Genomic DNA, 14,643 nt, shown 5'->3' on the forward strand with positions numbered 1-14,643 from the left:
AACACCCCTCCCTGAAGCTTTAGGACTATCGTGTACACACAAGTTGAATTACCCCCCTTAATCCCCCCGATATTTTGGGGGAAATAAGATTTCCGGTTCCCTCCCCAATACATACGGGGAGGGTTAGGGTCGGGTAAAACCTTGGCCATCTGACGACGAACTGAGAAAGAAATTTGCAATTATTTAACAACAGGCAAAGCAGGAACAAGTCTAGCCTTGTGAAAACTTTTCATATTCCCGCAGCTGCTACACTAATTATGAAAGACATAAATAAAACAAGTAATAATCAGATAACTAGCGGTACTACCGAGCAAACCTTCCTTCTGGTTATTCCTATAAAAAAACTATGAAAGCTGAAGCAGAAAACCATCTCAGGCTGACTTGTGAAGTAGAAACTACCCTAAAAGTGATTGGCGGACGCTGGAAGGTTTTGATTATTAGAGAATTAATGACTGGTGTCAAACGCTTTGGTGAACTGCAACGGGCTTTACCTGGAGTTACGCAAAAGATGCTAACCCAGCAACTCAGAGAAATGGAGGAAGACGGTATTATTCATCGAGAAGTTTATCCCCAAATTCCACCCAAGGTAGAATATTCACTAACGCCTTTAGGAGAAACTTTGCAACCAATTCTCTATGCTATGCATGAATGGGCTGTCCAGCATTTAGCTAGAACAAATCACCATTAATATTAATTATAGTGAATAAACAATAATTGCTAACTTAACTTTGATATGTATGGTAGTTTATGGCTTTCGTAACTCACCATTTGAGGTTTTTGGTGCGTTACGTTAATGCGGTACAGCCAACACATCTTCTAATACCAATTCAATTAATGATTGCAACATATCATTGGGTAAAGACGCGATGAATCGCGTCTCTACAAATGGTCTATTTGTCGGATTCGTTTTTCAAATTGGTAGAATTATTTGCGCTTACTTTCATTAAATTTGCTAATTTTCAATTTTAGCGAGCAGATTTATCTATGGGGTTTTAAATTTTGAATTTTAAGTTTATTCATTGCTTTTTAAATATTCAATCGCTGCCTCTAATTTTGAAGGGTAACTTTCAGCAAACCTTTCAAACCAAAGTCCTTCGGATGAAAGTGGATCTACTTTGGCTAGCCATTCTTTTGCTTGCACTTTCAAAGCCTCTAGTTGTTTGGCTTTGAGTTGTTCTTGTCGAATCCTTTCTTGTTCTAGTTCTTGCTGTTTTTTTAATTCAATAGCAGCATCCTCTTGGGCAAAATCAGCCTGAACTTCTGCTAAAAGTTTATCCATGAAAGATGCCGACTTGGGCAATGGTGGAATAAACGATTTGGCTGTGGCTGATTTTGATTGCGGTTGGGGTTGTACTTCTTTGTATTCAGTTTCGAGTTGGGCTAACAGCTTATCAAGGGAATCCATTTTTGCAATTCCTAAAAAATAGTATAGCTAGTCATTAATAGCATTGAGTAGCACTTCCGATAGACTCAAATCTTCCATGTCTTCCATAGTAATGGTGTCACAGATATCAAACTTAGCACCAGCACTTTGGAGTTCATCATCTAAGACTTTGAGAAAGCGGGTAGCTTGTTGATCTGTGCCAACTTGAATAAAAGAAATAGCTAATTCTTCATCTCGATCGATGCGGCGAGAAGCTTCAATAATTACCCTCATGACTGCTTTGCGATCGTCCGGCTCACCATCAGTAACTACTAAAATTGTTTCACCATTTGGTTTGGTTTGACCGGCTGCTTTGCGTTGAAGGTAATCATCAGTTGCATGTTTTAACACACCTGCTAAGTCAGTTGTACCAGAGGGATCGTTCTCTCGAAAAATTTGTGACACCTTGCTGGAAGTGACATTTTCGTATCGCTTAAATTTGCCAGAAAATACATAGATAGTAATGCCATCTGGGTCAAATTGCTCACATTTACTAGCTAAAGCTAAAGTTGATTCTTGGGCTGCAACCCATCTAGTTCTACCACCCTTTTGATCTTGGGTTGCCATACTACCGCTTTTGTCAATAATCAAGGTATAATCACGATTTTCTAGCATTATTCGGTTCTCCAATTAAGAATTAATAGTTACTGAACTATGGGCGATCGCCAAACATATTAGTCAGTTATGGCGTTCGTCAATACATCTACAAGACTCATTTCTTCTAAGTCGTCTAAAGTGACGGTATCGCAAATATCAAATTTAGCGCCAACACTTTGTAACTGGTCATCCAAGGCTTTGAGGAATTTAGTTGCTTGGGCATCTAAACCTACTTGAATAATCGAAATTCCTAATTCTTCATCACGTTCCATTTGGCGAGTAGCATGAATTATGACTTCAAACACAGCTTTGCGATCGTCTGGTTCACCATCGGTGATCACTAAAATTGTCTCTCCGTTTGGCTTGGTTTTACCAGCTGCTTTGCGTTGAAAGTAGTTATTGAGGGCATCCTGGAGTACACCAGCTAAATTTGTTGTGCCAGCAGGGTCATTTTCGAGAAATATCTGGGCGACTTTGGCTGAGGTGACATCATCGTAGCGTTTAAATCTACCAGAAAACACGTAAACGGTGATGCCATCGGGGTCAAACTGTTCGGCCTTTCTGGCCAAAGCAAGAGTAGACTCTTGAGCGATTTCCCATCTACTTCTACCACCCACTTGGTCGGGTGTAGACATACTACCGCTTTTGTCAATGATTAAGGTATAGTCGCGATCGCTCATCATAATCTTCCTTTGATTGTTACCCTGTGGTTCTAGTCTAATCTACGAATTTGACGATACCGCAAGCATTTTAAGGTTTTGTATCAATTGTGCTACTCCCAAAAGCCACGCCATTGCTTATCCCAGTTGCGTAAGTCTTGGTAAAAACTGGTGAAGTTCGAGTAAGAAGAGTAAAATTTATACTTAATCAGCCTCGCCACTGATATTATGTTCGTCAACCCCAAATAACCATTGAAATTAAAATTAAAAAAGTAATTCAAAAAACAAAAATGAATTTATATCTCCGAGTTAAAACTATTGTTTTAATATTTTTTTCATGCATTAATAATCACCATCCAATATTTGCCCAATCTACACCTCCATCAGGTGTAACTATTCCTCCTAATACTCCCGGTAAAGTCGAACAAACAATTCCCCAATCGACCCCATCACCAATTTACACTCCCCCATCTCCTAGTAATCCCATTCTATCTCCAAATTCAACTGAGAATCCATTGGATATAATTCCCACAGGTGAAAGCTTTTTTGTGAAAGAAATTCAAATTATCGGCAATACTGTTTTAAAAGAAGAAATCACTAAATTAAAACGATCCCTAGAAAATAAATACATTCGGTTCGAGCAGTTGTTAGAATTGCGATCGCAAATTACCCAACGCTACATCAAAAAAGGTTACATCACCAGTGGGGCATTTCTCCTTAACAACCAAAATCTTAACAGTGGTATAGTTAAAATCCAAATAGTCGAAGGGGAATTGGAAGCTATAGAAATAAGCGGACTGCAAAGGCTTCAAGAAGGATATGTGCGTTCTCGAATTGCTCGCGCTACGCAGATACCCCTCAATCAGAAACGACTTGAACAAGCATTGCAATTATTACAAATTGACCCTTTAATTGCACAGGTTAAAGCCGAACTGACAGCTGGAAGTACTCCAGGGCGCAATATTTTACGCTTGCAACTCAAGGAAGCACCTGCATTTCACGCTGGAATGGAAGTTGCTAATAGCCAATCTTCCAGCATCGGTTCTGAACAAGGAAGTGTATTCATCGAACATGAAAACTTACTGGGTTTTGGTGATAAATTCTACGCTGAATATGAAATTACTAAAGGGTTAAACCTCTACGATTTCAGCTACAATGTTCCTTTTAACGCTTTAGATGGAACAATTGGTGTCCGTTATAACAACAGTGATAGTAAAATTATTGAAGACGACTTTCGTGATTTAAATATTCGCAGCGAAAGTCGTACCCTTTCATTTAATATTCGTCAACCGTTACAGCGTACTCCCAATAGCGAATTTGCCCTTGGTTTAGCATTTGATTTACGTCGCAGTCAGACATTCTTACTTAATGATATCCCCTTCTCATTTTCTGAAGGCCCCAAAGAAGGAGAATCGAAAGTTACAGCAATTCGGTTTTCTCAGGATTGGTTGCAGCGAGATGCAAATAGGGTTTTAGCTGCGCGATCGCAATTTAATATAGGTATAGGTGCATTCGACGCAACAGTAAATGATACAGGCACAGACGGGCGATTTTTCACTTGGTTGGGGCAATTTCAATGGGTGCAAAAATTATCTCCTCGCACGATTATACTAGCAAAAATTGACGCGCAACTAACTGGTGACTCTCTACTTTCTTTAGAAAAATTTAGCATTGGCGGAGTTGAAACAGTTCGCGGATATAACCAGAATCAAGTCGTTACTGACAATGGGATAATTGCCTCTATTGAAGCTCGTATTCCCCTGACATCTAACACTAATACCCTACAGTTAGTACCATTTTTCGATTTTGGTACTGGGTGGAATAATCGCATGAGTAATCCTAGTCCTCAAACCCTTACAAGCTTGGGTTTAGGCTTGCGATGGCAACCATTTCAAGGCTTAAATTTACGCGTAGACTACGGAATTCCACTATTTGGAGTCGATAATAAAGGTGACTCTCTGCAAGATAATGGATTTAATTTCTCATTGCAATATCAACCTTTTTAAGTATTTTAAATTTTCAAAAACTTGCCCAACTATTTATTGCTATTAAATATTGATGTGCATAAAATTGCAGTTAAAGTAGTAAAGTTATGCACATTAATAAGCAGAAATTGTGCATGAATTTATTTGCCGATAACTGTAATCTACAAGTAAAGCAAAAACAATTGAGTTGCTAATTAAATTACTCAAATCAAAAAGAAACAAATGTCAACTCAAACAAGCCATTCTGTAATTTAGAGATATTACTGTTTATCAGTATCGCTAAGTGCGATCGCATACTAAAAGAAGCTAGTCTCGATAAAGAATACAGCCTCTAGAAGTATATTTTCAGCAAACTAATTGCAAGCTTGAATGAAAATAGATAGGAACTCAACACAATGGAAAATTTAACCGATTTCGTTAATATGTCCCTACATTGGCTGGTCAGTGCGTTGGAAAGTATATTGAGTTGGAGTATTATTTGTGTACAGGCGATCGCTTCTATAGTTTACTTTCTATATATTGTTGTAGTGAGAGTAGCGATCGCAGCATATTACTGGTTAATTACTTCCTTACAGTGGCTATTCAATGGCATTGCTACATTCTGTCACTGGCTGATCGCATCTTTGGGAATTGCGGAAAATGGGCTTCCATATATTTTAGGTCTGATAATAGTTGCGATGATAATTATGCTTTCCCAACTCAAAGGTAAGATGGCTTACTTACAATCGGAGAACGATCAACTTAAAGCAGATAGACAGGAACAAAAAGCACAACAAAATAGAAAAGCTATAATCGACGGTGCTATAAAGCTTATAGATTGGTTTGTACGACAATAGTACGAAGACAAACACAATGAAACTCGAAGAGATTAGCTTTGGGCGGTTACTGCCAACTAATTTTACGTAATAATAAAATCCTTGCAGAGACGTTATATGTAACGTTTCTGCATCCTAATTCTTACTTCGATTTAGTAACGTTTATAGTAGGATGATACTTTATCAATTATTTTGACATTCTCGACTCATTACTAATTGACCATTTGAGAGTCGATATACACCAGTTGGTTCAATAATTGGATCGCCTTTTTTCCAAGGACGCGATGTATTTTCATTATTGACACCGCGCACTCTATCTGTAGAATAGTTGGACATTAATATATCACCGGGACGGTTAGGTAAAGCACCTCCACCTGTAATGATGAAGCTATTTTCTTGTTTTTTATTGACGCGGGCTACGCAGCTATTAGCAATGAGCGCGTTGGTGTCAATCGCATTTGTAGGGAGTTCGGTAAGGCTATTTTGAATTGAACTGTTGTCGGGCGAGTTAACATTAACAGTTCCTGATAAGCCGACCCCAGAAGTGGCTGTGATGTATTTTGAGACATCACTGGGTTGAGTACCGACAAATACGCCTTGGGCGTTGATTTGAACTCGACCACCACGAGAATTATCTGAGTTAGCGCTAATACGGCTATTTTCGAGGGCGATTAATAAATCAGTGTCGATGTTAATGTTACCACCAATGACGTTTTCGCCTGTGGCCTCGGTAGTAATGCTGCTGTTGCGACGGAGGGTTAAATTTTGGGTGTTGAGGTTGATAGTTGCTTGTTCACGGTTGGGGTCTTTATTTGGGCTGCGGGTGTTAGCGTTGATGGAAGCTTTGTTGTCGAGACGGATGGTATTGGTGTCTAGGGTCATAATACCTGCGTTACCCGTTCCTTTAGCATTGGCTAACACCTCTGCACCATTCCTTACAATTAATTGGGGAGTTTTAACTACCATATCTCCTGCATTTCCAGTTGAATTTGGCTCGGCAGAAGCGATTAAACCACTGGGAAAAATATTATTGCCAGACCTACCGATTAATTCAATTTGACGTGAAGCATTTACAGTTAAATTTCCCGATTTTCCCGCACCAAATGTACCATTAAATACCTGTGCCCCATCTCGTGCTAGCAAATTTTGGGTATTGACGACAATATTTCCTGCATCTCCCGTGGAATTGACATAAGAAGCTGCTACTAAGCCACTTACAGAATTCGGGTTACTAAGGGATGCGCCAATCAATTGTATACTATTGTTTGCATTGACTGTTAAATTTCCTGCTCTACCCGTACCAAGTGTTCCAGTAAATACCCTTGCTCCATCGCGCACGAGTAAATCTTGGGTTTTGACCGTTAAACTTCCTGCATCTCCCGTTATACCAGCTTGAGCAGAAGCTCCCAAACCACTGAGAATGCGACCATCAGCAGATGTACCAATTAGTTGTACTTTGTTTGCAGCATTAACAGTTAAATTACCGCCTTTACCTCTACCGTATGTACTAGCGTCAATTTGTGCCCCATCACGCACAAGCAAATCTGGAGTATTAATTGTCAAATCTCCTGCATCTCCAGTTGAATTTCTTGTTGAACTACTCAATCCACTCAAAGTTTGACCATTTGGTGATGTACCGATCGCTTCAACTTTTTCGGAAGCATTGACAATCAAATCTCCTCCTTTACCAGCACCTTGTGTTGCACTAACAACAATTCCTCCATTGCGAACTAGTAAGTTTCGAGTATTAATTGTCAAGTCTCCTGCATCTCCACTCGAATTTTGGCTTGCACCAGTATTCAAGCTACTGATAAAACCATTCCCTGATGTCCCTATTACTTCTACTGCATTACTTGCATTGACTATCAAATTACCTCCTCTACCTCTACCAAAAGTTGAAGTAGCAACTTGCCCTCCATTAATAAGATGGAAACTACCAGTGTTAATTTTTATATTTCCTGCACCTCCAACAAAAGCAATAGCAGAGATAATACTGGCACCTCCAATAACCTCTACGGAGTTTTTCGCATCTATACTTAACTCTCCAGCTTGACCTGACCCTCGTGCTAAGGTTGTAATTGTTGCTGCATCGCGGATACTTAATCGATCGGTATTAATTTTGAGGTTGCCAGAATTCCCAGAACCAACTGCGCTAGTGGAAACAGTACTCGAACCACTGGGGGAACCTCCAACTACTTCCATCGAATCTCCGATATTTAAAGTTAAATCTCCCCCTCGACCAGATTGAAAGCTAGCAGTGGTAATATATCCGCCATCCCTAATCCTCAATCTTGGCGTATTAATTGTTAATTTGCCACCACTCCCAGCAGCAAATGCACTAGTCGTTAATCCACTTCCTATAGTAAATTCTCCTCCAGTTTGTGGATTTATTAATGTTGCTATTCCACTCAAATTAATTGATTCTGATGCATTAACGAGTAAATCACCACTGTCGCCACCTCCAGATGAGTCAGTTCCAATTTTTCCACCATTGGAAAGTGTAAGCGATCGCGTATTTACATCAATATTTCCACTTTTGCCTTGACCATCACTAGAAGAGGAAATTGAAGCGTAATTATTTAATAAAATTGAATCATCTGCAAAAATTCTAATATTACCACCACTACCGCGATCAAGGTTTGAAGAGCTAATAAAAGTGTTATTACCATCAAGTACTAGATTTTTTGTTTTTATTTCAATATTTCCACTAGGTAAGTTGTTAACTCCACCGACTGTAGATGCCGCAGAACTACTGTTAATATTGCTTCCGTTACTTAATAAAATAGAATCTTGAACTGTCAAAGTAATTTTTCCCGCCTCTCCCTGACCAAGGTTTGCAGAACTAATTATAGATTGATTATTTAAGCTAATATTACGCGCTCCAATATTAATATCACCTGATTTTCCTGACGCATTTGATGTTCCACCAGAAACAACTAAACTATTCTCAGAAAGATTTAGATTCTCTGTATTAATGGCGATCGCACCTCCTCCACTTGTCACAGCAAACGAGTTATTTTTCAGCACAATATCCGCTTTTGATATACCTTCATAAAAGCCTAACTGCATTTGATTCCCGCTACCAATCAAATCAACAGTTCCGGTTCCTGCAACCGCACCTAATTCCAAACGATTTTCAGTTGAACCCGCTATACCACTGTCAAACGTAATATCTCCCCCAACTAAGTACAAACTTCCCGGTATGCCAATTTGAGGACTGCGGTTGATGATTTCACTGCGGGTGATTTGATTGAAAAACAATGCACTAGGATTCACCGTCAATAAACCTGGAGCTTGGGGATTTGTTGCGCTAAAATTTCCTCTCTCTCCAAATCCAATAGCATTAGCTGTAGTCGCAACAAACGAACCCTGTAAATCTAAACTTGCATCCTGACCAAAAATAATTCCATTGGGATTCATCAAGAACAAATTGGGTTTTGATTCTCCCAAAATACCCAATCTTCCCAAAATCTCGCTGCGACTTCCTCCCGTTACCCGTGCCAAAATATTCTGAATATCTGCACTGGGACTGAAAAAATAAGCTCCCCGTCCCTCGCTGACGTTAAATTCTCGGAAGCTATGAAACAGATTGATTCCACGAGTTGCACCACCAGTAATTACTTCAACTGGGAACCCGTTAAAATTAGTTACAACTTGAGAATTTTCAGATCCTAATGTGTTGTCGGGGGCGATCGCACTTTGGGCAAAAACAGGAGTTGGAACAAATGCGGCTATTCCATATAAACTCCACGCACTTACTATTTTCAAACACAGATTAAAAAATTTTTTGTCGCCCGCAGCAGTTTGATTAAAAGATTGTGTTGTTATCAATGGGGATAGTTGCACAGTAATAACTTGACGCTGTGGCGATCGCTTTATCATATGTGATGAAAATAATTAATTTGATTTGTAGTATACCGCTATTTAGAGAAGAAATTTATGATTTTCTTCTCGGAAACATTCATGACAGAAATTTTCTGCGCATTTATAAGTGCAGTTTTATGCAGTCTGCTTAGTCAAAATCTGCAATTACATGAGCAACGAGTTGAAGGATTTTTTTTGAAAATCAGTTTAATCTAAAAACTATCAGGAACGATTAATAAATCATTCTAATTTTAAATGACTTAATCGTTTTGGAATCACTCTGTTTACTTCAATTTTCTCTGGTAGCAATCCATTAGACAACTTAAATATCAAAATTGGTTGATTTTGCAGACTTGTCTTTAGTTGTTGCTAATATCTGATTTTTCTAAACATGAGGTACATTCACTATGGCTTTGCATTTTAATCATGTCAAAAAAACACTAGTTTTTTTAGCAACTATTGGGATTTCTTTTAATATGCAAATGTCCGCAAATGCACAAACTGTTACACGCGAACAACTTGATAGACTATCATTGCAAGAATTAATAATCTTGAGAAATGAACAGTTGCGACAAGCAAATATTGTAGTAGCAAATTGCTACAACAGCCCTTACATTCCCGATTCTACTTGCTACGCTATGGAGTTACAGTATACGAACTACTTTGCAAATCTAAATAATTACATTGCTCAAAGACAAGTGATTGGTCAATAGTAAAGATTCTAAAGCAGCGTGTGCTTCGCACTCATAGTTTACTACATTTTCTCAAAGTGACGAATATTCACCATGAATTCGCAATTCAATCATTGTAGTACTAAATGCGATCGCGCTCAAGAATTAGAAAACAGTCATTTGCATAACGCGGACGTTATCCCTTAACCAGTGAACGGTTTAGATACAACAACCCCTGTTCATCAAGTAATGAGGCAATTTTCTATGAATAAAACATACGTACCTCTAGCCATCCTTGCAGTACTCCTTGTGTGGTGGTTCTTCTTCTACAATAGACAATCAGAATTGTGCAAGACGTTTGGTTCAAATTCAGCAACTTGCGAGTTGGACAGACAAAGCAATGAATGGAAGTTTCAGAAGTATTAGTAACTTTACCTTAACTGAAACAATTTCTCTTGAACTTTGAAACATATCATATCCCTTAGTCCTCCTTTTTTAGGGGAACTGAGGAAAATAATAAGTATCAAATATTTGGAAAAATGCTATGAAAGAAGAATCTAATTGTTGAAATGTTGCTATTTAGGAGTAAGTGAATGCTTTACCAGTTTTTGATATGGCTTTTCGGAATGCCAATTATCGATCTAATTTTGGCTATCTTAACCATAATAGGAATAATTATTCCGCCATTACTATTGATAGCGACAACATTTGTAGTAGTATTAGGACTTGTGTATTTTCTGCTAGTTCTTTTCAGTCCAGCCTATGCGGCTCATGCAGCAATTATATTGTTGTTACAGATAGCCTCATTATTTCCCTAACACTGGTAATTCTTGAGCCGGATCTATAGCGTTGTTGATTTGAAGTATGAATCTGAGTATGGAAACGCAAAATTTCATGTTTCTGCAAAGGTTTGGATATTCTGAAAAATCCTGAATCATATATAAATTCAGCAACACCCAAAAATTTGGTATTCTGTTAAACAAGAATTAATACTGAATGAATGAGCTTGTAAACAACAAGATTCCTGACTTCTCAAAGAAGTCGGGAATCTGAGGTAGGATATTGCAGGAGTTAGGCTGTGTCAAATCGCGATCGCCAATTGAACAAGCGTCGATTTCTCGGATTTCTCTTCTTATGTAGCCTCATATTTTTTACTTGGTTGACTCACCTACCTTTGATGGCAAATATTGCAACATCACAAAATACTGATATTAGCCAACAGGTGGAACAAGGTGTTAAAAGTTATGAAGCAGGAGATATTGGGGGTGCTATAGAGACTTGGCAGAAAGCTTTAGATACTTATAAAAAAGCTCACAATGTCCAGAATGCAGCGATTGTCAGCGAAAATCTTGCTAGGGCTTATCGGCAATTGGGTGATATAAAAGAGGCGATCGCATTCTTCAATGAAGCAATAACCCACTACAGTGCAGCTAAGGATTTGCGTCAGGTAGGACGAATGCTGACGGAAGTAGCGCAGACATACAACAACCAAGGACAAGTAAGAAAAGCAATTTCTTTATTGTGCAGTAATAAATTTGATATTAAGTCAGATAAAAAACAACCCTGCGATGCCAATAGTGCATTACAAATTGCTCTGAAAAATAAAGATAGACATACAGAAGTTGCAGCATTAGGTATTTTAGGTGAAGCACTGCGTTTAGTAGGTAGTTATGATTTAGCGATTCAATATTTAGAATACGCAGCAAAAGTCGAAGATTCGGGATATGAAATTCTCATCAATAATAGTTTGGGAAATGTCCATATCAATTTAGGACAACTTTGGTATATACGGTCAAAGTCCGCAGAACAAACTAATGGTTACAAAGCTGGAGAATTTAAACAAAATGCTATAGTAAATTTTAAGAAATCAATTAGCTATTTTAATATTAGTTTAGAATTAGCACGCAAACAAAACAATTCTATTGGGCAACTTCAAGCTTTACTTAACACAATTCAAGTTGGTTATAGAAGCCACGGTTTAAATATTATCTCTAACGCGACAATTGATAGTAAAATCCGAGAAGCTGTAAGTTTAATTGAACAAGTCCCCGATTCTTCGACAAAAGTCTACGCAGCAATTGATTTAGCTCTATTACCAAGTGATTTCACAATTACTTCTGCGATCGCTCAATGCTCGAAAACAGGTGAATTAGGTAAACTATCAAATACAGAATCTATTGATATTTTAAATAAAGCAATTACTATCAGTAAAAAAATTCAAAATTCCCGTATTGAATCATATACTTACGGTGCATTAGGACATTTCTGGGAATGTCGAGGTGATGAAGCACAAGCACTCAAGTATACCAAACAAGCACTGATAGCAGCAGACCAAAAATTAGCAGCAAAAGATGGCTTGTATTTGTGGGAATGGCAAGCAGGAAGAATATTGAAAAAGCAGAATCAGGAAAAAGAGTCACTAGAAGCATACCAAAGAGCATTTAAAACTTTAGAAGCAATTCGCAGTGATATTATGACAACTACACGTGATGTTCAATTTGACTTTCGTGATGTTGTTCAACCTTTGTATCGCGAACTGGCAGAATTTCAACTTCAGCAAATATTGCAAGCATCAGTAAAGTCAGATATATCAAAATCTGATGTATCGGATGCTTTAGAAACAATTGATTCTCTGAAATTGGCAGAATTACAAAATTACTTCGGTGGTGATTGTATTATTAATGTACTCAATCCTCAGAGAGTAGATGAGATAGTAGATAAGAACACCGCAGTTTTGAGTTCAATTATTTTTGATGATAAGATAGCACTGCTGCTGACTTTACCACCAGGGGAAAATCAAGCGGGAAAAACGCTGACTCGTTGGGTGCAAGCAAATAATCAAATCCTCCCAAAAGAAGAATTACAAAACCAAATTAAAGCATTTCAAAAGTCGCTAATCTTAGGTCAAGCTCGTCCCGATGGTTACGATCGCACTTTAGCAAGTCAACTCTACGATTTGATAATTCGCCCTTTTGTAAAAAATTTAAAAGCAGCAAATATCAAAACATTAGTGTTTGTTCAAGATGGTTTTCTACGTAGCATTCCAATGGCTGCACTTTACGATGCTCAAGCACAACAATATTTAATACAACAATACGCAGTTGGAACTACTCCCAGTCTTCGCTTGACTGCACCAAAATCGAGCGATCGCCCCCTAGAACAAGCTCTAATTTTGGGTTTAACGAAAGCAGCAATTATAGATAAACAAGAGTTTCAAGCATTAGACTATGCCCAGAAAGAAATTGAAGCAGTAAAACAAGTTTTTCCCAAAAGTAGATTTTTTATTGATACAAAATTTACTCCAGAAACTCTTAAAACAGAACTAGGTAATAAAAACATTTTCCCTGTCGTTCATATAGTCAGTCACGCACAATTTGGCACAATTCCTGAAGATACATTTATTGTCACGGGAAATAATAGTAAACTCACAATTAGCGAACTCGAAGCTGCTTTAAGTAACCTTCGCGGTCAAGCAAATGCATTAGAATTGTTAGTACTCACAGCCTGTCAAACAGCACTAGGAGACGATCGCGCTACATTGGGTTTAGCGGGAGTTGCATTACAAGTTGGTGTTAAAAGTGCAGTAGCTTCATTATGGTCAGTTCAGGATAAATCAACAGCGCTTTTAGTTGAGGAATTTTATCGTAATTTGAAGAAGCCAGGGATGACAAAAGTTGAAGCTTTACGTCAAGCACAAATTAAGATGATCGAGTTAACTGGAGAGCAATCGGTGTTTGCAAGTCCAGCATTTTGGTCGCCGTTTATTTTGATTGGTAATTGGGTTTAATTGATTAGCGATCTTACCTATGTAGAGAATTTACATTGCAACTTCTCTAGAAATAACGCGATCGCCATCAACTTTATTGCTGATAAATCAGTTGTAAATTCTTGATAAACCTATTAACTGCTTCCCTATCATTAGGTTTATCTTCTACCCTTTCATTCTCAATTAGTTCCTGGATTAAATTAGAACCTAATTTACCTAATTTACCTTGACTGGAATATTTCAATGCTTCTGCAAACGCATCATACCAAAGTCCCTGTTCTGCCAGATAGGTAACTTTTTGAGTTGAATTCCTAGCAGATTTAATACTTCCTTTGAATGCCAAAGGTATGTCTATAACTTGAAAATCTGCACTTTCAAAAGCTAAACCATTGGGACAAAGCATCGAAATTCGCCAGAAATATTTTTTTCCTACCGTAAGTTCCGGTTGCGTAGAAGGAACTACAAATTTATTCACTCCTGGTAATGAATTTAATTCCTCTGCTTTCATTACTATCTGCGGTAGTTGCTTTGGTTTCACCTCAAACAACATGAAATCAACGGTACCTGCTGTTGACATAAACCACGCAAATGTAGGACGCTTGGATACAGTTTCACTCACATAAGTCTGCGGTGCTAGTAAAGTCAGAGGAATTCCTCCATCACCAGGACATCCTCGCGAACCACCACCACGAGAGTATGGGCTAGGAGGATTACGAGTGCGAGGTTTAAATTTAGCGATCGCTTCTGGCGTAACCCACAGAAACAAGCTCAAAGTAAAAATACTTACCAGTCGCCGTTGGTTAGCTTTTGCAGACAACGATTGAAACAACGAAAAATTACGAAGTTTCATAGGTATTGCTTAG

At 38.2% G+C, this 14,643-nt stretch carries 11 protein-coding genes; 6 read left to right on the top strand and 5 right to left on the bottom strand.

Annotated features, from left to right (window positions below; translation table 11 throughout):
* The first annotated feature begins 346 nt into the window (after positions 1-346).
* Positions 347-688: a winged helix-turn-helix transcriptional regulator gene (locus tag ACR5KR_RS10225; protein WP_322696381.1), complete on the top strand. Its 342-nt coding sequence runs from the start codon at positions 347-349 to the stop codon at positions 686-688.
* Positions 689-1,012: 324 nt separating this feature from the next.
* Here ACR5KR_RS10225 and ACR5KR_RS10230 read toward each other — a convergent pair whose 3' ends face one another.
* From ACR5KR_RS10230 to ACR5KR_RS10240, 3 genes are read right to left on the bottom strand one after another with little or no spacing between them, the layout of a single operon-like run.
* A complete protein-coding gene (locus ACR5KR_RS10230) occupies positions 1,013-1,405 on the bottom strand; it encodes a salt stress protein, Slr1339 family (RefSeq protein WP_448266433.1) in 393 nt (130 codons plus the stop codon).
* 27 nt (positions 1,406-1,432) lie between these two features.
* Complete coding sequence (locus ACR5KR_RS10235) at positions 1,433-2,038, bottom strand: vWA domain-containing protein (protein WP_104909152.1); 606 nt, start codon at positions 2,036-2,038, stop codon at positions 1,433-1,435.
* A gap of 59 nt (positions 2,039-2,097) precedes the next feature.
* Entirely contained in the window at positions 2,098-2,703 is a 606-nt protein-coding gene (locus ACR5KR_RS10240; protein WP_448266434.1) for a vWA domain-containing protein, read from the bottom strand.
* 266 nt (positions 2,704-2,969) lie between these two features.
* Here ACR5KR_RS10240 and ACR5KR_RS10245 point away from each other — a divergent pair, with 266 nt between their 5' ends.
* A complete protein-coding gene (locus tag ACR5KR_RS10245) occupies positions 2,970-4,685 on the top strand; it encodes a ShlB/FhaC/HecB family hemolysin secretion/activation protein (protein WP_448266436.1) in 1,716 nt (571 codons plus the stop codon).
* A 374-nt stretch (positions 4,686-5,059) separates the two neighbouring features.
* On the top strand, positions 5,060-5,500 hold the full coding sequence (locus tag ACR5KR_RS10250) for a hypothetical protein (protein ID WP_445626682.1): 441 nt from the start codon (positions 5,060-5,062) through the stop codon (positions 5,498-5,500).
* A gap of 162 nt (positions 5,501-5,662) precedes the next feature.
* Here the strand turns inward: ACR5KR_RS10250 and ACR5KR_RS10255 are convergent, their stop codons facing one another.
* Entirely contained in the window at positions 5,663-9,361 is a 3,699-nt protein-coding gene (locus ACR5KR_RS10255; protein WP_448266437.1) for a two-partner secretion domain-containing protein, read from the bottom strand.
* Positions 9,362-9,750: 389 nt separating this feature from the next.
* Between ACR5KR_RS10255 and ACR5KR_RS10260 the strand changes: the two genes are divergently transcribed.
* The 3 genes from ACR5KR_RS10260 (at position 9,751) to ACR5KR_RS10270 (ending at position 13,801) form a co-directional block, all read left to right on the top strand.
* Positions 9,751-10,056 carry a hypothetical protein gene (locus ACR5KR_RS10260; RefSeq protein ID WP_448266438.1) on the top strand — a complete coding sequence of 102 codons (306 nt, stop codon included), beginning with the start codon at positions 9,751-9,753 and terminating at the stop codon, positions 10,054-10,056.
* A gap of 551 nt (positions 10,057-10,607) precedes the next feature.
* Positions 10,608-10,832: a hypothetical protein gene (locus ACR5KR_RS10265; RefSeq protein WP_445626679.1), complete on the top strand. Its 225-nt coding sequence runs from the start codon at positions 10,608-10,610 to the stop codon at positions 10,830-10,832.
* A gap of 260 nt (positions 10,833-11,092) precedes the next feature.
* Positions 11,093-13,801, top strand: a complete 2,709-nt coding sequence (locus ACR5KR_RS10270; RefSeq protein ID WP_448266439.1) for a CHAT domain-containing protein — start codon at positions 11,093-11,095, stop codon at positions 13,799-13,801.
* Between the two features lie 73 nt (positions 13,802-13,874).
* Here ACR5KR_RS10270 and ACR5KR_RS10275 read toward each other — a convergent pair whose 3' ends face one another.
* Positions 13,875-14,630 carry a DUF928 domain-containing protein gene (locus ACR5KR_RS10275; RefSeq protein WP_448266440.1) on the bottom strand — a complete coding sequence of 252 codons (756 nt, stop codon included), beginning with the start codon at positions 14,628-14,630 and terminating at the stop codon, positions 13,875-13,877.
* Between the last annotated feature and the right edge of the window lie 13 nt (positions 14,631-14,643).

Source organism: Nostoc sp. DSM 114159 (assembly GCF_053470285.1).